At 73.7% G+C, this 18504-nt stretch carries 16 protein-coding genes; 9 read left to right on the top strand and 7 right to left on the bottom strand.

Translation table 11 applies throughout. The annotated features are described in order from the left end of the window. Positions 1-31 precede the first annotated feature (31 nt). Complete coding sequence (locus tag AF1_RS27020) at positions 32-529, bottom strand: FBP domain-containing protein (RefSeq protein ID WP_067805257.1); 498 nt, start codon at positions 527-529, stop codon at positions 32-34. Positions 530-599: 70 nt separating this feature from the next. On the opposite strand from AF1_RS27020, the gene AF1_RS27015 reads away from it, so the two are divergent. Then, positions 600-1169: a TetR/AcrR family transcriptional regulator gene (locus tag AF1_RS27015; protein WP_067805254.1), complete on the top strand. Its 570-nt coding sequence runs from the start codon at positions 600-602 to the stop codon at positions 1167-1169. Positions 1170-1207: 38 nt separating this feature from the next. Here AF1_RS27015 and AF1_RS27010 read toward each other — a convergent pair whose 3' ends face one another. From AF1_RS27010 to AF1_RS27000, 3 genes are all read right to left on the bottom strand, one after another. Next, a complete protein-coding gene (locus AF1_RS27010) occupies positions 1208-2860 on the bottom strand; it encodes a DNA repair helicase XPB (protein ID WP_067805251.1) in 1653 nt (550 codons plus the stop codon). A 260-nt stretch (positions 2861-3120) separates the two neighbouring features. Continuing rightward, positions 3121-5487 carry a helicase-associated domain-containing protein gene (locus AF1_RS27005; protein WP_067805248.1) on the bottom strand — a complete coding sequence of 789 codons (2367 nt, stop codon included), beginning with the start codon at positions 5485-5487 and terminating at the stop codon, positions 3121-3123. A gap of 104 nt (positions 5488-5591) precedes the next feature. Next, positions 5592-6209 carry a TetR/AcrR family transcriptional regulator gene (locus AF1_RS27000; protein WP_067805246.1) on the bottom strand — a complete coding sequence of 206 codons (618 nt, stop codon included), beginning with the start codon at positions 6207-6209 and terminating at the stop codon, positions 5592-5594. Between the two features lie 185 nt (positions 6210-6394). Here AF1_RS27000 and AF1_RS26995 point away from each other — a divergent pair, with 185 nt between their 5' ends. The 3 genes from AF1_RS26995 (at position 6395) to AF1_RS26985 (ending at position 8326) form a co-directional block, all read left to right on the top strand. Further along, positions 6395-6907 carry a GNAT family N-acetyltransferase gene (locus AF1_RS26995; protein WP_242608758.1) on the top strand — a complete coding sequence of 171 codons (513 nt, stop codon included), beginning with the start codon at positions 6395-6397 and terminating at the stop codon, positions 6905-6907. Positions 6908-7144: 237 nt separating this feature from the next. Then, positions 7145-7777: an HAD family hydrolase gene (locus AF1_RS26990; RefSeq protein WP_067805243.1), complete on the top strand. Its 633-nt coding sequence runs from the start codon at positions 7145-7147 to the stop codon at positions 7775-7777. Positions 7778-7930: 153 nt separating this feature from the next. Then, positions 7931-8326, top strand: a complete 396-nt coding sequence (locus tag AF1_RS26985; protein WP_067805239.1) for a cold-shock protein — start codon at positions 7931-7933, stop codon at positions 8324-8326. A 46-nt stretch (positions 8327-8372) separates the two neighbouring features. Here AF1_RS26985 and AF1_RS26980 read toward each other — a convergent pair whose 3' ends face one another. After that, positions 8373-9776 carry an MFS transporter gene (locus tag AF1_RS26980; RefSeq protein WP_084263382.1) on the bottom strand — a complete coding sequence of 468 codons (1404 nt, stop codon included), beginning with the start codon at positions 9774-9776 and terminating at the stop codon, positions 8373-8375. A gap of 316 nt (positions 9777-10092) precedes the next feature. Between AF1_RS26980 and AF1_RS26975 the strand changes: the two genes are divergently transcribed. Together AF1_RS26975 and AF1_RS26970 are read left to right on the top strand one after the other, a co-directional pair. Continuing rightward, positions 10093-10788, top strand: coding sequence for a DUF3027 domain-containing protein (locus AF1_RS26975; RefSeq protein WP_067805266.1), 696 nt, complete (start codon positions 10093-10095; stop codon positions 10786-10788). A 4-nt stretch (positions 10789-10792) separates the two neighbouring features. Beyond that, positions 10793-13756 carry a sacsin N-terminal ATP-binding-like domain-containing protein gene (locus AF1_RS26970; RefSeq protein ID WP_067805236.1) on the top strand — a complete coding sequence of 988 codons (2964 nt, stop codon included), beginning with the start codon at positions 10793-10795 and terminating at the stop codon, positions 13754-13756. Here the strand turns inward: AF1_RS26970 and AF1_RS26965 are convergent. Further along, positions 13753-14037 (bottom strand): DUF2530 domain-containing protein, encoded by a 285-nt coding sequence (locus AF1_RS26965; protein ID WP_067805233.1) that lies wholly within the window; start codon positions 14035-14037, stop codon positions 13753-13755. The genes AF1_RS26970 and AF1_RS26965 overlap by 4 nt on opposite strands. A 105-nt stretch (positions 14038-14142) precedes the next feature. Here AF1_RS26965 and AF1_RS26960 point away from each other — a divergent pair, with 105 nt between their 5' ends. The 3 genes from AF1_RS26960 (at position 14143) to thpR (ending at position 17019) form a co-directional block, all read left to right on the top strand. Further along, positions 14143-14610, top strand: a complete 468-nt coding sequence (locus AF1_RS26960) for a MarR family transcriptional regulator (protein ID WP_067805264.1) — start codon at positions 14143-14145, stop codon at positions 14608-14610. A gap of 450 nt (positions 14611-15060) precedes the next feature. Next, entirely contained in the window at positions 15061-16317 is a 1257-nt protein-coding gene (locus tag AF1_RS26955; RefSeq protein ID WP_067805261.1) for an MFS transporter, read from the top strand. A 78-nt stretch (positions 16318-16395) separates the two neighbouring features. Then, a complete protein-coding gene (gene thpR, locus AF1_RS26950) occupies positions 16396-17019 on the top strand; it encodes an RNA 2',3'-cyclic phosphodiesterase (RefSeq protein ID WP_084263380.1) in 624 nt (207 codons plus the stop codon). On the opposite strand, the gene AF1_RS35380 is transcribed toward thpR, so the two are convergent. After that, positions 16956-18504, bottom strand: a 1549-nt coding sequence (locus AF1_RS35380; protein WP_067805228.1) for a hypothetical protein, incomplete at its 5' end; no start/stop codon positions are given. The two genes, thpR and AF1_RS35380, sit on opposite strands and share 64 nt — an antisense overlap.

Here is an 18504-nt window from a genome sequence, read left to right as displayed (position 1 = left end):
CCCCGCCGTTACCGGCGGGGCCCTTCTCATTTCACCGGGTCACTTTGTCCAGGAACGTATCCAGGTTGGTCTGGACGCGGGCGACCTTCTCTTCCAAACTGAGCGATTCGTCGAGCCCTCCGCCTGCAACGGATTGCTTCTTGCCTCGCACGTACAACGAGCAGTCGAGGTCGCCGCACAAGTACTGCCCGACCGAGTTGCCCTGGCGGCCGGCCTCGCCGGTCCGGCGCGCGGTCATCAGCGTCACGCCACCGCCGGTGCGCGTGGTCAGGCACAGCGAGCACAGGCTTCGCGAGGTGAAGCCGCGTGCCGCACCCGCCGTCACGCGCAGCGAGATCCCGACGAGACCGTCATCCCGCATGGTGACGAGGTAGGCGCGTCCCGGGGCGCCCGGATCCTGCCACCCGAGGAAGTCCAGGTCGTCCCAGGGCAGGTCCGTGAAGTCCTTGGGCAGACTTAGGCGCTTGGCCTCGCCCTTGGAGCAGTTGACGAAGGACGCACGGATGTCGTGTTCAGTGACAGGTCTCATGGGCGGGACGCTAGTCTTCCTAAGACCTTTAGGCAAACGCATTAATCGTCTAGGTAGATAGGAAGGTCCCATGGCACGTGCGGGAGTGACCGTTGACCGCCTGACCCGGGCGGCGGCGGAGCTGGCCGACGAGGTCGGCTTCGACAACCTGACCGTGGCGGCGGTGGCGCGCCGGTTCGGCGTCAAGGAAGCCAGCCTGTACTCGCACATCAAGAACGTCCACGACCTGAAGACCCGGGTGGCGCTGCTGGCCCTGGCCGAACTCGCCGACGAGGTCGCCGCCGCGGTGGCCGGCCGTGCCGGAAAGGACGCGCTCGTGGCCTTCGCGAGCGCCTACCGCGACTACGCCAAGCGGCATCCCGGCAGGTACACCGCGGCACGGATGAAGCTGGACCTGGAGACGGCGCTCACGAGCGCGGCGGGACGGCACGCGGAGCTGACGCGGGCGATCCTGCGCGGCTATGAGCTCCCAGAACCCGACCAGACCGACGCGGTGAGAATGCTGGGCAGCGTGTTCCACGGCTATGTGAGCCTGGAGACCGCGGGCGCGTTCCAGCACAGTCCGCGCGATGTGGAAGCCTCCTGGGAGAGGACCTTGGACGCGCTCGACGCCGCACTCAGGAACTGGCCGCAGGCTTGACCACGCCCTGTCCTGGCGCAGCGCCCAACCCCGCAGGGTTAGAAGTCGTCGCCGGCGAGGATGGTGTCGGCGTCCACGATGCGGTAGGCGTAGCCCTGTTCGGCCAGGAAGCGTTGCCGGTGGGCGGCGTAGTCCTGGTCGAGGGTGTCGCGGGCGACGACCGCGTAGAAGCGTGCTCCGGTCCCGGACGCCTTGGGGCGCAGCAGGCGCCCCAAACGCTGAGCCTCCTCCTGACGTGACCCGTAGGCTCCCGACACCTGGACGGCGACGGACGCCTCGGGCAGGTCGATGGAGAAGTTCGCCACCTTCGACACGACCAGTACGTTGATCTCCCCCGAGCGGAACGCGTCGAAAAGCCGTTCCCGTTCGCGGACGCGGGTCTCGCCCTTGATGACGGGTGCGTCCAGCAGGGCGCCCAGTTCGTCCAACTGGTCGATGTACTGACCGATGACCAGTGTCTGCTCGCCCCGATGGCGATCGACCAGAGCCTGGATGAGCTTCGTTTTGGTGTCGGTGGTGGCGCAGAAGCGGTAGCGCTCGTCGGGTTCGGCGGTGGCGTAGGCGAGGCGCTCGGAGTCGGTGAGGGTGACGCGGACCTCGACGCAGTCGGCGGGCGCGATCCAGCCCTGGGACTCCATGTCCTTCCAGGGCGCGTCGTAGCGTTTCGGGCCGATGAGGGAGAACACGTCGCCTTCGCGGCCGTCCTCCCGGACGAGGGTGGCGGTGAGGCCGAGGCGGCGGCGGGCCTGCAGATCGGCGGTCATCCGGAAGATCGGCGCGGGCAGCAGGTGGACCTCGTCGTAGACGACCAGGCCCCAGTCGCGGGCGTCGAACAGTTCCAGATGCGTGTAGGCGCCCTTCCGGCGCGTCGTCATGATCTGGTAGGTGGCGATGGTGACCGGCCGGATCTCCTTCTTGGCGCCGGTGTACTCGCCGATCTCGTCCTCGGTGAGGGACGTGCGCCGCAGCAGTTCCTGCTTCCACTGGTGCGCGGAGACGGTGTTGGTGACGAGGATCAGCGTGGTCGCCTGCGCGTGCGCCATGGCGGCGGCCCCGACGATGGTCTTCCCGGCGCCGCACGGCAGGACGACGACGCCCGACCCGCCGTGCCAGAACGCCGAGGTGGCGTCCCGCTGGTAGGTGCGCAGCTCCCAGCCGTCCTCGACCAGGGAGATCGAGTGGGCCTCGCCGTCCACGTAGCCGGCGGCGTCCTCGGCGGGCCAGCCGACCTTGAGCAGCGCCTGCTTCAGCGACCCCCGCTCGCTCGGATGGACGATCACCGTGTCGGCGCCGACCCGCTCCCCGATCATCCCCTTGATCTTCTTGGCCCGCAGGATCTCCTCCAGCACCGACCGGTCGGAGGAGGTCAGGACGAGCCCGTGCACCGGGTCCTTCTCCAGCCGCAGCCGCCCGTACCGCGCCATCGTGTCGGCGACGTCCACGAGGAGGGCGTGCGGGACGGGGTACCGCGAGTACCGGATCAGCGTGTCGACGACCTGCTCGGCGTCATGGCCGGCGGCGCGCGCGTTCCACAGCGCCAGCGGCGTGACCCGGTAGGTGTGGACGTGTTCGGGTGCCCGTTCCAGTTCGGCGAACGGGGCGATCTCCTTGCGGCAGGCGCCGGCCAGTTCGTGGCCGACCTCCAGCAGCAGCGTCTTGTCGGACTGGACGATGAGCGGACCGTCGGTCAAAGCAGTGGCCCCCGTCGGATTGCGATGGTCGATGCCGTGTCCGGACATCCGCTGCCGCACGCTACCCGAGGCGGGTCGGCGCGTCGTACGGTCCGGGCGGGAAACGCATCCTTTCAACGGCCCGTGCCCGGCGTTTATTGCGGCGTAGGGGGTGCTCAGATCCCCGATGTGCGGGACCTTCGGATTCGGCTTCCGGGCGGTGGGGCGGGTTCCACCGTGTCCGGGAAGACCGTTCGGAAACCGTATCGGGGAAAAGGGTGCTACGAGGCGGAGTCGTCGTCCAGTTCTGAGACGCCGGTGATGCGGTGGAGGGCGAAGCGGTGCACGGCGGCGCGGGTCGCGTCGTAACCGGTGAGGAAGCCGCCCTCGACGCGGACGGGCTCCACGATCCGGCTGGACGCCTGGCCCTGCTGGTCGAGGTAGCCGATCCAGACGCGTCCGCCGCGGTCGACGGCGGCGCGGAGCCGCTCGATGGTGGCCATCGCGGGCGAGCGGGGCGGTTCGCCGGACGGGGTCTGCCGGGCGTGCTCGGCGCCGTGCAGGGCCGCCTCGTCCCCGGCCCGCAGCGCCCGCACGGCCGCGGAGATCATCGAGGCGTCGGTGCGGGAGTCCGGACGCAGCCGGACGATCTCGGCGGTCGGCGGCGGGTCGGCGCGCTGCGCGTCCGGCCGGGTCACGATCACCCCGCCGCCGGGCGCCTCGGCGACCGGGGCGAGGCCCATGGCGCGCAGGCCGTCGAGCAGGTCGGCGCGCTGCAACCCGGACGCGAGGACGGTCGGGGCGAGGCGGTACAGGCGCAGCGGGCCGGCGCGGCGGTCGGCGAGGATCTCGTCCAGGGTGGCGGGGGAGTCGGTCCGGACGTAGGAGGAGAGGGCGCCGACGCGCAGGTGCCCGTGCCGGCGGGCGACGTCGTCGATCAGGTAGCCGAGCGGCTGCGGCAGCGGGGTCGCCGAATGCCGGGTCAGCAGGCCGGTGATGTCGGCGGCGGACCGTCCGGCGTCCAGGGCGCGGCGGATCGACTCGGGCGTGAACCGGTAGACGGTGGCGCCGCCGGTGGACTCGACGTCGGCGGTGAGCGCGAGCTCGCGGGCGAGGTCGGTGACGAGCGGGCCGGGCGCGATCGCGGTCAGGTCGGCCTGGATGACGATCTGGTCGACCGGATCGGGCAGGTACTTCTCCAGGGCGGGTTCGGGGTCGTCGCCGGCGAGGAGGTCGCGGGCGAACGGGACCAGCTCGCCGAACCCGGTGAGGCCGAGCACGGCGGCCTCGCGCAGCGTCCAGCCGATCATCCGGTCCCGGGTGGGGCCGCCGCGGCGGGGCCGCAGCCAGCCGAGCCGGGCGTGGAGGGAGCCTTCGTCGACGGCGGCGCCGCGGTCGGCGTCCGTGAGGACCTCCAGGATCTCCCGGCGGAGGGCCGGGGCGCCGCTGCGCACCATCGCCTCGCTGAGCGCGTTGATCAGCCGGTCGCGGTCGTCGCGTTCCCCGGCGAGCCCGGCGGCGCGGTCGGACTTCAGCCAGCCGCGCGCCAGCTCCGTCCAGCGCCCGGCGGTGTCGCGCATGAGCCACAGGTCGTAGGCGGGCGTGGGCAGCCATTCGCCGTCGAGGTCGCCGCTGCGGGTGAGCAGCCCCGCCGCGTAGGCGACCTCGACCAGCAGCGCGGCCTTCCATTCGGGGACGTCCAGCAGCGTCGCGGCGGCGCGCAGGTCGCGGACGGCGAGGCCGCCGCTGCGCAGGACGGGCGGCGGTTCGAGCCCCCAGCGCTCCAGGAGCTCCTCGATGAGCCGGACGGCGCCCTGCGCCTCGCCCGCGGCGGCGCGGACCACGACGTCCTCCCCGCGCGGCTCCCGCGCCGCGGCCGGGAGCTGGGGCGGTTCGGCCGGGACGTCCCGGAAGAGGCGGTCGCCGCGCAGATGCAGCGCGACCTCGCGGGGGAGGGTGACGGTGCGGTCGTCTTCGGCGGCGAGGAGGCCGCGCGCGAGGAGCCGTTCGATCGGGGTGGCGGCGGTGCCGGTCCGGACGGGACGGCGCGCGTCGGCGACCCGTCCGACGGGCGGCCCCCACGCGAGCTGGTCGAGCGCGGCCCGCGCCTCAGGCCCGGCGTCGTCGATCAGCGCGGCCGGGTCGGCCAGCAGTTCGGCGAGCCGCCGCAGCAGCCGCGTCGAGTCGGGGAACCCGCGCGGCGCCGCGCCCTCCAGGTCGATGATCAGGTCGGTGAGCCGCTCGACCGGATAGCCCGCGAAGACCTCCTGGGCGGGCGGGCCGAGCCCCGCCGGATGCGGCAGGGCCTGCCGGACGCCGGGCGCCGTGGCCGGTGTCCCGTCCCCCCAGGCCAGCCCATGGCGGCGCAGCGTGCCGAGCGCCCGTTCGATCTGCGCGGCGGTCGCGCCGAGAGCGGTGGCGAGCGCGTCCGGTTCCGGGGCCGGCAGGACGAGGAGGGCTTCGAGGACGGCGAGCGTGAACCGGTCGAGCCGGTCGAGCGCGCGGGACACCGCGGCGGGCGTCGCGGCGCGGGCGGCGAGCGCGGTCAGGTCGGCGGGGACGGGGGCGAGCAGTTCGGGACGCGCGGACAGCAGCGCACGAAGCTCGCCGTCGCCCCGTGCGCGCAACCAGTCCGCATACGTTTCCATGCCGTTCCCCAACTTTATGTCGCGCGCACGTAGCACGTACGCGAGCCTCAAGGGTAGGGCCCGCGGGGCGTGCCCGCAGCCGGTGGGGAACGGGAGGCCGCAGGTCAGGTGGCGGGCGTGCGCTCCAGGCGCAACAGTCCGAGCCCGAGCCGCGCCCAGCTCTCCACGAACCGCTTCTCGTCGATGTGGGACGGCGGTTCGTACATCGACTCGTTCGCCAGCCAGTAGTTCACCACGGCGCCGCCGAGGACGGTCGCGATGGCGGGCCAGTCCTCGGCCGAGCCCTCGAACTCGGGCTGGGTGGACAGCCACGTCGCGATCCCGTCGTACAGCGGGTTGACGATGCCCTCGCGCATCTCCGCGACCAGGTTCGGGAACTGGTCGAGGTCGCGGAACAGCACCCGGATGAGGTCCTGCTCCTCGCGCATCTTGGCGAGCCCGGCCTGGCAGGTCATCCGCAGCCGGACCTCCAGCGGACGCTCCTCGAAGGCGGGCGCCTGGACGAGGACGTCGCTGATCTGGCGGCGCGTCCGCTCGATGTGCTCGCGGATGGCGGAGGCGAGCACCTCCTCCTTCGAGCGGAAGTGCCGGTAGAGGCCGCCCGCGCCGGGGGACAGCCCGGCCGCCGCCTCGATCTCCGCGACCGACGTGGCCGCGTAGCCCCGGTCGGCGAACAGCCGGAGCGACTCGGACACGATGCGCTCACGCGTGGATGTCGACATGGTGATGAATTCCTCCAGAAGAACACTAAGGCATCTTCGGCCCGCGGGCCGCCGCGTCCGGTGCGGCACGCCCGGATTCGTGATGCGTCTCGTCCGGGGGCCCGGGGGGCTAGAGTTCTTTGGCGCACGCCAGTTCTTCGCCGCATGCCCCGTCGCCGGGAGGGGTTTCGCTGGAAAGGTCGACGATGTTCAACTCTCCGCGGAAGGCGGCGGGCGGCGCGTTCCTGCCCGAGGACTTCGTGGTGCCCACGCTGGTGGCGGGGCCCGACTTCCAGATCCGCCCGATCACCGTGCACGACGTGGTGAAGGACTACGGCGCCGTGATCGGCAGCCTGGACCGGCTCGCCGGCCGGTTCGGGCCCGAGTGGGGCTGGCCCGACCGCGAGTTCACCTTCGAGCAGGCCCTGATCGACGTCGCCTGGCTGCAGAAGGAGGGCCAGCTGCGGCGCTCGTTCAGCTACGTCGTGATCACGCCGGACGGGGAGCGGCAGCTCGGCCGCATCCACGTGGCCCCGTCCGATGATCCGGAGACGGACGCCGTCGTGGTGTTCTGGGTCCGCGCGGACGAGGAGAACTCCGCCCTGGAGAAGGAACTGGAGACGTTCGTCCGCCAATGGGTGACGACGGCCTGGCCCTTCACCAAGGTCCGCTTCCCGGGCCGGGACCCGGGCGAGGGCTCAGGCCAGGCGGCGCACTAGACCCGCCAGGACCCGGCCGAGGGCCGGGTAGACGACGGCGGCGCCGGGGGCGAGATCGTCCTTGGGGTCGGGGTGGCTTCTTCGGGTACAGCGTTTTCCCTGGTCAGTCGGTTTGTGGTCGGGGGCCCGGGTATATCGGCACTACGGTCCCGCGCTCTCCTACTCGGATCCCGTCGCATCGCCACTACCGGGAGAGCGCGGGTCCTCTCGTGTGTCCGGACCTTTACCCTGTGAGACGTGCCCGATCTCCTTCCCTCCAGTGCCCCCTTCGCCGTCGGTTTCGACCTGGACCTGACCCTGGCCGACACGCGGGCCGGGATCAGCGCCGTGTACGCCGCGCTCGCCGCGGAGACGGGCGTCCCGATCGACACCGGCCTCGTGGTGCGGCGCATCGGGCCGCCGCTGGAGGAGGAGATGGCGTACTGGTTCCCGGCGGACGAGGTGCCCGTGATGGCGGCGCGGTACCGGGCGATCTACGCCGACATCGCGATCCCGGCGACCGTCCTCATGCCGGGCGCCGCCACGGCGCTGGAGGCGGTGCGGGCCCGGGGCGGGCGCGTGGTCGTCGTGTCGGGCAAGAACCAGGCCGACACCGAGCGGACCGTCCGGTTCCTCGGGCTGCGGGCGGACGCCGTGGTCGGCGGCCTGTTCGGCGCCGACAAGGGGGCGGCGCTGCGCGAGCACGGCGCCGGCGCCTACATCGGCGACCACACCGGCGACGTGGACGCCGCACGGGCCGCGTCGGCGGTGGCGGTGGCCGTCGCGACGGGGTCGTTCGACTCGGCGGCCCTCACCGCGTACGGGGCGGACGTCGTCCTGCCGGACCTGCTGGCCTTCCCGGAGTGGTTCGGCGGGTTCCGGGCGGCCTGAGCCGCGATATTCGGGTGCCGCCGCAGAACGTCCCCGATAGCGTTGAAGACGTGGCCTCCACAGGCGTCGCGGGGGGACCCGGCGTGTACACCGGTCCGTGGCGAGGCACTAATCTTGTGGGCGATTCAGGACGATTACCGAACGAGGTCTCCGGTGCCGACTGGCAAGGTCAAGTGGTACGACTCCGACAAGGGGTTCGGCTTCCTCACCCGCGACGACGGCGGTGAGGTCTTCGTGCACTCATCGGCGCTGCCGAGCGGGGTCACGACGCTCAGACCGGGCCAGCGCATCGAGTTCGGCGTGGTCGAGGGGCGGCGCGGCCAGCAGGCGCTGCAGGTGCGGGTGCTGGAGTCGCTGCCGTCGGTGGAGAAGACCATCGCCAAGCAGCGGCGCAAGAAGCCGGACGAGATGGTCGTCATCACCGAGGACCTGATCAAGCTGCTGGACGGGATCTCCAACACCTACCGGCGCGGCAAGCACCCGGCCCCGGCGGAGGCGAAGAAGATCGCGACCGTGCTGCGCGCGGTCGCCGACGACCTGGCGCCCTGAGCCGCCGGCCGCACTGAGCCGGCCGCACTGAGCCGGTCGCACCGGGCTAGGCGCGCATCTCCGGGTGCGCGTCCTTGATCGTCGTGTGCTGGTCCGGACGGCGGGTGCGGCGGCGTGTCCCGGCCTGCCGGGACACGAGCAGCCCGAAGGAGGCGGCCAGCACCGCCGCGACGGCCGCGAGCGCGACCCGGCCGTCCGCGACGATCGACATGCCGAGGCCGAGCAGCCCGCCGAGCACCCAGCTGAGCTGGTGCAGCGTCTCCGACACGGCGAACGTGGACGAGCGCATCTCCTCGCCGATCTCGCGCTGCACCACCGCGTCCATGGACAGTTTGCCGAGCACCTGGCCGAGACCGGCCGCGGTCGCCACCGCCAGCGCCGCCCACAGCCCGAAGAACGCGGCGCCCGCGGCGGTGACGCCGGTGACGGCCGCCAGCGTCGCCGACACGATGAACCGGGGCGCCCGCGCCTTCATCCAGGCGCCGAGCGCGGTGCCGAGCAGCCCGCCGGCGGTCGCGCACGCCGCCAGCAGGCCCAGCGCGACATGGTGGGACACCGGGTCGAACCGTTCCTGCCGCAGCAGGAACGCCAGGTAGATGATCAGGAAGCCGGAGAAGGCCCGCAGCACCGCGTTGGCCTCCATCGCCTCCGCGACGATCGGCCCGACGCGCGGCAGCGTCCGCCAGCGGCGCGCCTGTTTCGCGGCCTTTTCCGGCTGCGTGCGCCGTGTCCCGCCGGGGACGTCGACGCGCCCCGGCAGCCACATGGTGAACACGACTCCCAGCAGGAACACGACCGTGCCGATGCGCAGTACCCAGGCCGCCCCGATGAGGACGGCGAGGCCCGCGGTGACGGGCGCGACGATCGACGCGGTGATCAGCCCCGCGAACGAGGCGCGCGCGTTCGCCGTCACGAGCGAGATCTCCTCCGGCAGGACGCGCGGGGTGGCCGCCGCCCGCAGCACCCCGAACGCCTTGGACAGCACGAGCACCCCGAACGCGGCGGGCAGGAACGTGACCTGGTCACCGTGCGGGAGAGCGCTCGCCATCGCCCAGCACAGCAGCGCCCGCATCACGAACGTGCTCGCGATCGCGTACCGGCGGGCGTGCCTGGCCCGGTCGAGCGCGGGGCCGATCAGCGGCGCGACCAGCGCGAACGGCGCCATCGTGACGATGAGGTAGAGGGCGACCTGGCCGCGCGCCTGGTTGACGTCGAGGCCGAAGAACAGCGTCCCGGCCAGCGCGACCGCGACCATCGCGTCACCGGCGGAGTTGATCGCGGACGCCTCGATCAGGCTGCCGAGCCCGCTGCGTCCCGCGCCCTGCGCGTGCGTGACGCGGCGGGTGAGCCGTCCCGTCCCGAGCACGGCCGAGCGCACGGCGCGGGCCGCCCGCGCCGCACCCCCGGCGGCGGCGCGTACGGACCGTCCGGCCCTTGTCCGGTCTGCCATGCGCCTGGTCTCCCCCTGCGGTCGTTCCGGCTCGGCGCCGGGACACGGCCAATGGAGTCGTTCGACTGAGGGTACGTTCCCCGCTGAGCGGGGGGCTCACCTCGCGCCCGGCCGGGCGGGTGTCCGGTCATGCCGCCCGATGGGCGAGAATTGAGGTGTGAGCCCACAGCGCCAGTCCAGCCCCGCGCGACCCGTCACCGCGCGCACCACCTCCGGGCCCGCCCGCCGGACCCGCACGCCCGCCGTCGACCCGGCCTGCGCCGAGGCCGTCGACCTCGCCCGCGAGGCGGCCGAGGAGACCGCCGGCGCCGCGGGGATCGGCGAGCACCTCGGCATGCGCGCCGAGGCGGACCGCGTGGTCACGCACTATTTCGAGTGCCTCGACCTCGCCTACCGGGGCTGGCGCTGGGCGGTCACCGTGACCCGGGCGGCCCGCGCCAGGGTCGTCACGGTCAGCGAATGCGTCCTGCTGCCCGGCGACGACGCGATGCTCGCGCCCCAGTGGGTGCCGTGGCTGGAGCGGCTGCGCCCCGGCGACCTCGGGCCCGGCGACCTGCTGCCGACCGCGCCCGACGACGTCCGGCTCGCCCCCGGCTTCACGCAGGTCGACGACTCCACCGACCGCGCGGCCCAGTGGGAGCTCGGGATCGGCCGTGTCCGGGTGCTGTCCCGCGAGGGACGGGACGAGGCCGCCACCCGCTGGTACGAGGGCGTCGCGGGCCCCCGCGCCCCGATCGCCGCCTCCGCCCCCGCCCAGTGCTCCACCTGCGGCTTCTTCGTCCCGCTGGCGGGCGAGCTGCGGCAGATCTTCGGCGCCTGCGCCAACGAGTACGCCCCCGACGACGGCCGTGTCGTCTCCGCCGACCACGGCTGCGGCGCGCACTCCGAGGCGGTCTCCATCCCGGCCGCGTCCGAGCACAACCCGCCGGTGATCGACGAACTGGGCTATGAGGTCGTCCCCACCGGCGACGACACCGTGCCCCTGGACGACGAGGCCCTCGGCCATAGCTGATCCCATGCCGGAAACCCCGGACATCTTCGGCGCGCGCGCCCTCCGCGACCGCGTACTGCGCGCCTGGGCCGAGTCCCCGGCGCGCTTCCGCGAGGACGCGAACGCCGAAGAGGACCACGCCCTGGGCGGCTACCGCGACCGCGTGGTGATCGAACTCGCCCAGAACGCCGCCGACGCCGCCGCCCGCGCCGCCGTCCCCGGCCGCCTGCGCCTGACCCTCCGCACCCTGCCGGCGGGCACCGTCCTGACCGCCGCGAACACCGGGACGCCGCTGGACGCGGCGGGCGTCGAGGCCCTCTCCACCCTCCGGGCCTCCGCCAAACGCGGCGACACCGAGGCCGTGGGCCGTTTCGGCGTGGGCTTCGCGGCCGTCGTGGCCGTGACCGACACCCCCTCCATCGCGTCCGGGAACGCGGGCGTCGGATGGTCGCGGGAGCGGGCTCGGGCGCTGGTGGAAGGGGTGCCCGGGCTCGCCAGGGAACTCGGCAGGCGGGGCGGGCACGTGCCTTTGCTGCGGCTGCCGTTCGCGCTCGAAGAACTGCCGGAGGTGCCGGACGGGTTCGACACGGTGGTGCGGCTGCCGTTGCGGGAGGACACCGTCACGTCGGTCCGGCGGCAGTTGGGGGAGGCGGGGGCCGCGCTGATGCTGGCTTTGCCGGCGTTGGAGCGCGTTGAGATCGATGTTGACGGGGACGTGCGCGAGCTGGCCGCCGAGCGGCGTGCGGATGGCGAAGTCGTCATCAACGGGAGTTCGTGGCGGACGGTCGAGTCGCATGGGGAGATCCCCGGGGCGCTCCTGGAGAACCGTCCCGTGGAAGAGCGGGCGCGGCCGTTCTGGCAGGTCCGGTGGGCCCTCCCAGAGGACGGGTGGCCCGAGGGCATGCCGGGGGTCGTGCACGCGCCCACGCCCAGTGATGAGCGGCTGGACCTGCCCGCGCTGCTCATCGCGTCGTTCCCGCTTGCGCCGGATCGGCGGCATGTCGCGCCCGGGGCGTTGACCGACTTTCTGGTGGAGCAGGCCGCGGAGGGCTATGTGCGGCTGCTGGGCGGGCTTGCGGGGTCGCCCGCGGTGCTTGAGCTCGTGCCGGGGCCGATCGGGGCCGGGGAACTGGACGCGCGGATCCGGCGGGGGATCCGGGAGCGGCTGCCCGAGGCGCCCGTGCTGCCGCACCGGACGCGGGGGCGCGACGCGGTCGCCGTTGACGCGCCCGCCCCGTTCGTCGAGGTGCTCGGCGCGGACGGCGTCGTCGGCGGTCTGCTGCCGCCGCGGTGGCCGGCGCGGAGCCCGGCGCTGGCGGCGCTCGGGGTGCGGCGGGTCGAACTGGCCGATGTGATCGACGAGCTGGCCGCCGTGGACCGGGAACCGGCGTGGTGGCATCGGGTGTACGGGGCGCTCGACGGGGCCGCCAGGGACGCGCTGGGGGCCTTGCCGGTTCCGCTGGCGGGCGAGGCGGGACGTGTGGTCCGCGGCCCGCGGGGGTTGCTCATCGCGGACGGTGTCGATCCCGCGGGGCTGGACGTGCTCGGGCTGCGGTTCGTCCATCCGGAGGCCGTGCATCCGCTGCTGACGCGGCTCGGGGCGGTCGAGGCGGGGCCGCGGACCGTGCTCGCGGACGCCGCCGTGCGGGTGGCCGTCGAGGAGTCGTTCGAGGCCGACGACCCGGACGCGATCGCCGAGGCGGTGCTGGGGCTGGTCGCGGCGGCGCGTCTTGATCCCGGCGAGGAGCCCTGGCTGGCCGAGCTGGCCCTGCCCGGGGAGGACGGGGAGCTTTACCCGGCGGGTGAGCTGCTGCTGCCGGAGAGCCCGTTGCGGGGGCTCATGGCCGGGGACGCGCCGTTCGGTGTGGTGGACGGCGAGGCGCTGGAGCGGTGGGGCCCGGAGACGCTCGCGGCCGTGGGCGTCCTGGACGGGTTCGCGCTGGCCAAGGGCGAGGACGTGAACCTGACGGGCCTCGCCGACGAGGCGGAGACCCTTGAGCTCGATGACGAGGATCTGTGGGCCGAGGACGTGCTCCGGAGGGTCGGGCCGCAGGATCTTCCGCCGCTCGTGCCGGAGTTCGTGGCCGTCCGCGACCTGGAACTCGTCGATGACTGGACGGCGGCGCTGAGGCTTCTTGCCACGCCCCCGTGGCGGGCCGCGATCGTTGATCCCGCGCATGTGACCCTGCACGACGGCCGGCGCGTGGCGGTGCCGTCGTACACGGCGTGGTGGCTGAGGCGGCACCCGGTGTTGGACGGCCGCAAGCCGGGTGAGTTCCGGCTGGGCGGGGATGAGTCGCTGACCGGGCTCTATGACGTCGCTCCAGAGGGCCTGGACGAGCGGCTACTGCTCGCCTTGGGCGTCCGCACATCGCTGGAGGAACTGCTCTACGAACCCGGAGGCGCGCAAGAGCTGCTCGACCGGCTCGGTGACCCCGGCAGGAACGTCAGCCGTGCCCAACTGGGCGTGCTCTGGACGACCTTGGCCGATACCCCCGAGGTTGATGTCGAGCCACCCGACCATGTGCGAGCCGTCGTGGACGGCGAAGTCGAGGTCGTGGACGCGGAGGACGCCATCGTCCTCGACAGCCCTGACCTCCTGCCCCTCCTGCAAGGGCAGCCTCTGGTCATCGCCGCCCAAGGGCGTGACACGCGGCTTGCCGAGCTTCTTGATCTGCCCTTGGCAGGGGACGAAGTGCCGGGCGAGGTCGGGACGGAAGGCGAGAAGCGTCCCGTGCCGGATGCGGTGAGGGCCGTCCTGCCGGAGGCGCCCGCCGACTACCTCGCGCACGACCGCCTCACCGTGGACGGCCAGGAGGTCCCCTGGTGGACGCGGGACGGCGAAGTCCACGCGAGCGGCGTCCACGGGCTGGCGCGGGCGCTCGCGTGGTCGACCGGGCACTGGGCCGATCGGCTTCTCATCGAGGCCGTCCTGCGCGACCCGGAGAGCCTGCCCGCCCTGCTGGCCGAGGCCGACCTGGAGCCCTAGCCGGTCCGCTCGCGGTCCGCCGCCGGGGCCGGCTCCGAGCGGGCGGCGCGGGCGGCGTCCGCGCGGGCCCGTCCCGCCTGGAGCCTGGGGACGTACCACATGGCGAACAGGCCGATCCCGATGCCGGTGACGCACACCCACAGCCACCAGCGGTCCTCGGACGGCAGCCCGACGACCAGCAGCACGACGAGCGCGACCGCCCACGCGATCGCCCCCGCGGCCGCGATCCGGACGTCGTTGGTCGGCATCGGCGGCGGGTCCGGTCGGCGAGGTTGGCTCATGGGGTCAGGCTACGTGTCACGTCCGCGGGCGTACATCGGGCCCGGCGTCCACCACGGCGCCGGTGGCGTGGCAGCATGGGCAGCAGCACCGGGAGAACGATGACGATGACACCGCCACCGATCCGGGGGCGCACCGCGTCCGCACCGGGTCTGGCCGAGGAACTGCGCATATCGATCGCGCGGCTGTCGCGCCGGCTGCGCACGCTGCGGCCGGCCGCGGCGGGCGGGGGCGGCCGGCCGCTGTCGCTCACGCAGTTCGCCGCGCTCGCCGCCATCGAGCGGCACGGGTCGATGACGCCGCGCGAGCTGGCCGACCACGAGAAGGTGCAGCCGCCGTCGATGACCCGCGTGCTCGCCTACCTGGAGGAGCACGGGCTCGTCGCGCGCAGCCCGCATCCGACGGACGGGCGCCAGGTCGTGCTGCACGTCACCGAGGAGGGCGCCGCCATGCTCGCGGACGAGCGGCGCCGCAAGGAGGCGTGGCTGGCCCAGCGGCTCGCCGAGCTGTCGGCCGGCGAGCGGGAGATCCTCCGCAAGGCCGCCCCGATCATCGACAGGCTCAGCCGGTCCTGACCCGCCGGGCCGCCGGTGTGGCCGCGTTCATAGGCCCTTGCCGGAATGACGCTCCTCCGATTACCGTTAGCATTGGTAATGACTTCTGCTAACGAAAGCTTCGATGAGCCGGAGGGGACCGCGACGCGCGGCCCCTACGGTCGGCGTCGCGCGCACACGGCCCGCGCCGCCGCCCCCGCGACACCCGCGTCCCCGAAGACCGCGGCCCCCGCGCGCACCCGGCACCGCCGTTCCGCGGCCGGGCGTCCGATCGCGCGTGCGACCGTCCGTCCCGCCGCCCTCCCCCCTGCCGACCACCGGGACGCCCCCGCCGCCCCGCGCCCGGACGAGCCCGCCCCTGGCCCGCCGCCCGCGGACGATGCCGGAGCGGTCCAAACCGCCGTCCCGGACGAGCCCACCGCCGAAAAACCGGAGCAGCAGGCCCAGGACGAAGAGCCGCGCCCCGGCGGCATGTTCCGTTCGCTCCGCAACCGCAACTACCGGCTGTACGCGGCCGGCCAGGTCGTCTCCAACACCGGCACCTGGATGCAGCGCATCGCGCAGGACTGGCTCGTCCTCGAACTCGCGCACGGCAGCGGCACCGCGCTCGGCATCACCACCGGCCTGCAGTTCCTGCCGATGCTGCTGTTCGGCCTGTGGGGCGGCGTCATCGCCGACCGCTACCCCAAGCGCCGCGTCCTGATGCTGACCCAGATCTCGATGGGCGTGCTCGCGCTGGTCCTCGGCCTGCTCGCGGTGAGCGGCAGCGCGCAGGTGTGGCACGTGTACCTGCTGGCGTTCGGGCTCGGCGTCGCCACGGTCGTCGACAACCCCACCCGCCAGGCGTTCGTCATCGAGATGGTCGGCAAACGCGACCTGCCGAACGCGATCGCGCTGAACAGCGCCACGTTCAACGGCGCCCGGCTGCTCGGCCCCGCCGTCGCCGGGGTGCTGATCGCGCTCATCGGCACGGGACCGGTGTTCCTGGTGAACGCCGCGTCCTTCGGCGCCGTCCTGTTCGGCCTCTACGCGATGCGGACGGACGAACTGCACGAGGCCGCGCCGGTCAAGCGCGCCAAGGGCCAGCTCCGCGAGGGCCTCCGCTACGTGCGCGGACGCCGTGACCTGATGCTCGTCCTGATCCTCGTCGGGTTCCTCGCCACGTTCGGCATGAACTTCACCACGACCGTCGCGCTGGTCGCCAGGGAGGTCTTCCACACCGACGCGTCCGCGTTCGGCCTCGCCTCCAGCATGCTGGCGCTCGGCGCGCTCAGCGGCGCGCTGCTGGCCGCCCGCCGGGTCGCGCGGCCCCGGCTGCGGCTGCTCGTGGTGATGGGCCTGGTGTTCGGCGCGCTGGAGGTCGTCACCGGGCTGATGCCGACGTACTGGATGTTCCTGGCGCTGCTCGTCCCGACCGGGATCGCGATGATGACGATCACGACGGCGGCGAACGCGACGATGCAACTCGGCGTCGCCCCGGAGATGCGCGGCCGGGTGATGGCCCTGTACATGCTCGTGTTCCTCGGCACGAACCCCGTCGGCGCGCCCGCGGTCGGCTGGCTCGCCGAGCACTTCGGCGCCCGGATGAGCCTCGTCCTCGGCGGGCTGGTCTCCGTCCTCGCCGCGCTGGCCGTGGGGGCGGTCGCCGCCCGGGGCCGCTCAGGTGAGGCCGGGGTGGTCCGCCTCGCGTCGGCCCGGCTCCGCCGCCCGCGCGCCGCCGAAGGATGACGGGGGCGGCGCGGCCGATCCGCGTGACAACGGGGCCGTCTGCTGAAAAGCTGGCGGCGTGGCCTTTCGGACGTTCCCATGAGGCTTTTCGTGGCGCTCGTGCCGCCACCGGACATCCTGGACGAGCTTGAAGAGGCCGTCCTGCCGCACCGCGACGCGGTGCCCGGCCTGCGCTGGGTGCGGCGCGACCTGCTGCACGTCACGCTGACGTTCTTCGGCGAGGTCGACGACCGCGCGTTCGACCGGCTGCTGCCCCGGCTGGAGCGCGCCGTCGGACGGCACGAGCGGATGACGCTGTCGCTGGCCGGCGCGGGCGCCTTCCCCGGCAACGGCGCGCACGCCCGCGTCCTGTGGACGGGCCTGTACGGTGACCGCCGCCGGCTGGCCCGGCTCGCCGCCTCCACCACCGCCGCCGGACGCCGCGCCGGGACGCTCCAGGACAAGCACCGCGGCTTCCGGCCGCACCTGACGTTGGCGCGGTCCCGGCAGCCGCTGGACGTGCGGGCGCTCATCGAGCCGCTGGCGGCGTTCGCCGGAGCCTCCTGGGAGGCCGGCTCCATCCAGCTGATGCGCAGCCATCTGCCCGGCAAGGACCACGACCAGGTCGTGTACGAGCCGCTGAAGACGTGGTCGCTGCGTCACAGCTCCGGCGGGGGAGGCGCGGGACGGTCGGCGTCGGGCGGCCCCCAGGGGACGCCGTAGCGCTCGCAGGCGCGGCGCAGCTCGTCCAGGTCCGGCGGGAACGTGATCTGCCGCAGCACCCGCCCGGACGGCGCCCACACCACCAGGCGCGGCATCCGCTCGACCGCCTCGTCGATGCCGACGCCGCCGACGCGGTCACGGGCCAGCTCCCACTCGACCTTGCCGCGTCTGGTGACGACGGCGAGCCCGGCGGACGACACGCGAAGCTGGGACCGGTTCCGGTCGTACACCCAGTAGCCGAGGAGCCCGATCAGCAGCCCGGCGGGCATCGACCAGCTCGCCGTGGCGTTGAACCCGCCCAGGTCTGGGCCGAGCCACACCGCACCCAGCAGCGCCACCGCCTCGCACAGCAGGACGCTCATGCCGTAGGTCCCGATGCGGGAGCGGCGAGTCGCGTCCAAGAGCGCGCCCGGGGCCGTGACGGGGCTGGGCGGCGAGGAGGCGGGGAACGTGACGTCCTGCTCGCCCAGGCCCTCCGGCCATGAGGGCGGGGCCGGACCGTCCTGAACGGTGCCGTCCTGGCCCGTGCCGGGCGTGGGCAACGCGGCCGTGGCGCGCTCGGGCTCCGGAGCGGCGAGCGTGGAAACGGCCGAATGGAACGCGGCGCTCAGGTAGGCGTCGTACTCGGCGTCGGTGACCGGCAGGCCCGCGCGGCGGGCCGAGTCGCGCAGGTCGGTGCGGGAGATCCGCAGCGCCGACAGCGGCGCGGCGAAGAACTCGTCGCCGTCGGAGTCGTACAGCCGGACCCACGCGTGCCCGCCGACGGTCAGCAGCTCGATGCCGCCGATACGGTCCTCGGGCATCTTCAGCACGACGTCGCCGGCGGCGTCCGCCCAGCCGAGCCCGCCCTCGGTGACGACGAGCCGCCCGCCGGGCACCTGCGCGAAGATCTCCGGCAGCCCTTCGAGCCCGTACTCGGGACGGCGCGGCGCCCGCGCCGCCGACGTGATCACCCGGTAGCCGTGGTCGTCGAGGGCGTGCGCGAGCTGGAAACCGTCCAGGCCGTGCGCGGGCAGCCGGGCGACGAGTTCCAGCCGGTGCCCGAACGCCAGCGCGGCGAGGTCGGCGCGGCGCGGTTCGCCGCTGACCGGGTCGAGCCGCAGGCCGGGACCGACGACGACGGCCGCGACATCGCCGGCGCGCAGGTCCTGGACCTCGCGGCGGCGGCCGGGACGGGCCCGCACCAGCAGCCGCTCCGCGGTGATCGTCCAGCGGACCTGGACGGCGCGCAGCAGCCGGCGGCGGGCCGCGAGCACCCCGGCGATCGCGGCGAGCGCCCAGCAGCCCGCGGCGAGCCGGGCGCCGAACGCGTTCGTCCCGTCCAGCGCGATCCTGGTGATCATCACGGTGCCGAGGAGGGCGGTCAGCGCGCCGAGCAGCACGATCCGGCGCCGGCTCGGCAGCGGTTCGGGCGTGGCCAGCCGCTGCTCGCCGGCCCGCCCGCCCTTGCCGCGCGCGGCCCTGCCCCCGGCGGACGGCCTGGCG

This window comes from Actinomadura formosensis NBRC 14204, from assembly GCF_001552155.1.
Classification (GTDB): Bacteria; Actinomycetota; Actinomycetes; order Streptosporangiales; family Streptosporangiaceae; genus Spirillospora; species Spirillospora formosensis.
The sequence above is the reverse complement of the archived record's forward strand: the minus strand, read 5'-3'. Positions and strand labels throughout refer to the sequence as shown.

What these genes read in the sequence shown, in the direction of transcription:
- AF1_RS26970 (WP_067805236.1), top strand. Translation starts at nt 10,793, where the DNA reads ATGCCGGAAACCCCGGACATCTTCGGCGCGCGCGCCCTCCGCGACCGC.
- AF1_RS26995 (WP_242608758.1), top strand. Translation starts at nt 6,395, where the DNA reads ATGTTCAACTCTCCGCGGAAGGCGGCGGGCGGCGCGTTCCTGCCCGAG.
- AF1_RS27000 (WP_067805246.1), bottom strand. Translation starts at nt 6,209, where the DNA reads ATGTCGACATCCACGCGTGAGCGCATCGTGTCCGAGTCGCTCCGGCTG.
- AF1_RS27005 (WP_067805248.1), bottom strand. Translation starts at nt 5,487, where the DNA reads ATGGAAACGTATGCGGACTGGTTGCGCGCACGGGGCGACGGCGAGCTT.
- AF1_RS26965 (WP_067805233.1), bottom strand. Translation starts at nt 14,037, where the DNA reads ATGAGCCAACCTCGCCGACCGGACCCGCCGCCGATGCCGACCAACGAC.
- AF1_RS26980 (WP_084263382.1), bottom strand. Translation starts at nt 9,776, where the DNA reads ATGGCAGACCGGACAAGGGCCGGACGGTCCGTACGCGCCGCCGCCGGG.
- AF1_RS26955 (WP_067805261.1), top strand. Translation starts at nt 15,061, where the DNA reads ATGTTCCGTTCGCTCCGCAACCGCAACTACCGGCTGTACGCGGCCGGC.
- AF1_RS27020 (WP_067805257.1), bottom strand. Translation starts at nt 529, where the DNA reads ATGAGACCTGTCACTGAACACGACATCCGTGCGTCCTTCGTCAACTGC.
- AF1_RS26960 (WP_067805264.1), top strand. Translation starts at nt 14,143, where the DNA reads ATGACACCGCCACCGATCCGGGGGCGCACCGCGTCCGCACCGGGTCTG.
- thpR (WP_084263380.1), top strand. Translation starts at nt 16,396, where the DNA reads ATGAGGCTTTTCGTGGCGCTCGTGCCGCCACCGGACATCCTGGACGAG.
- AF1_RS27015 (WP_067805254.1), top strand. Translation starts at nt 600, where the DNA reads ATGGCACGTGCGGGAGTGACCGTTGACCGCCTGACCCGGGCGGCGGCG.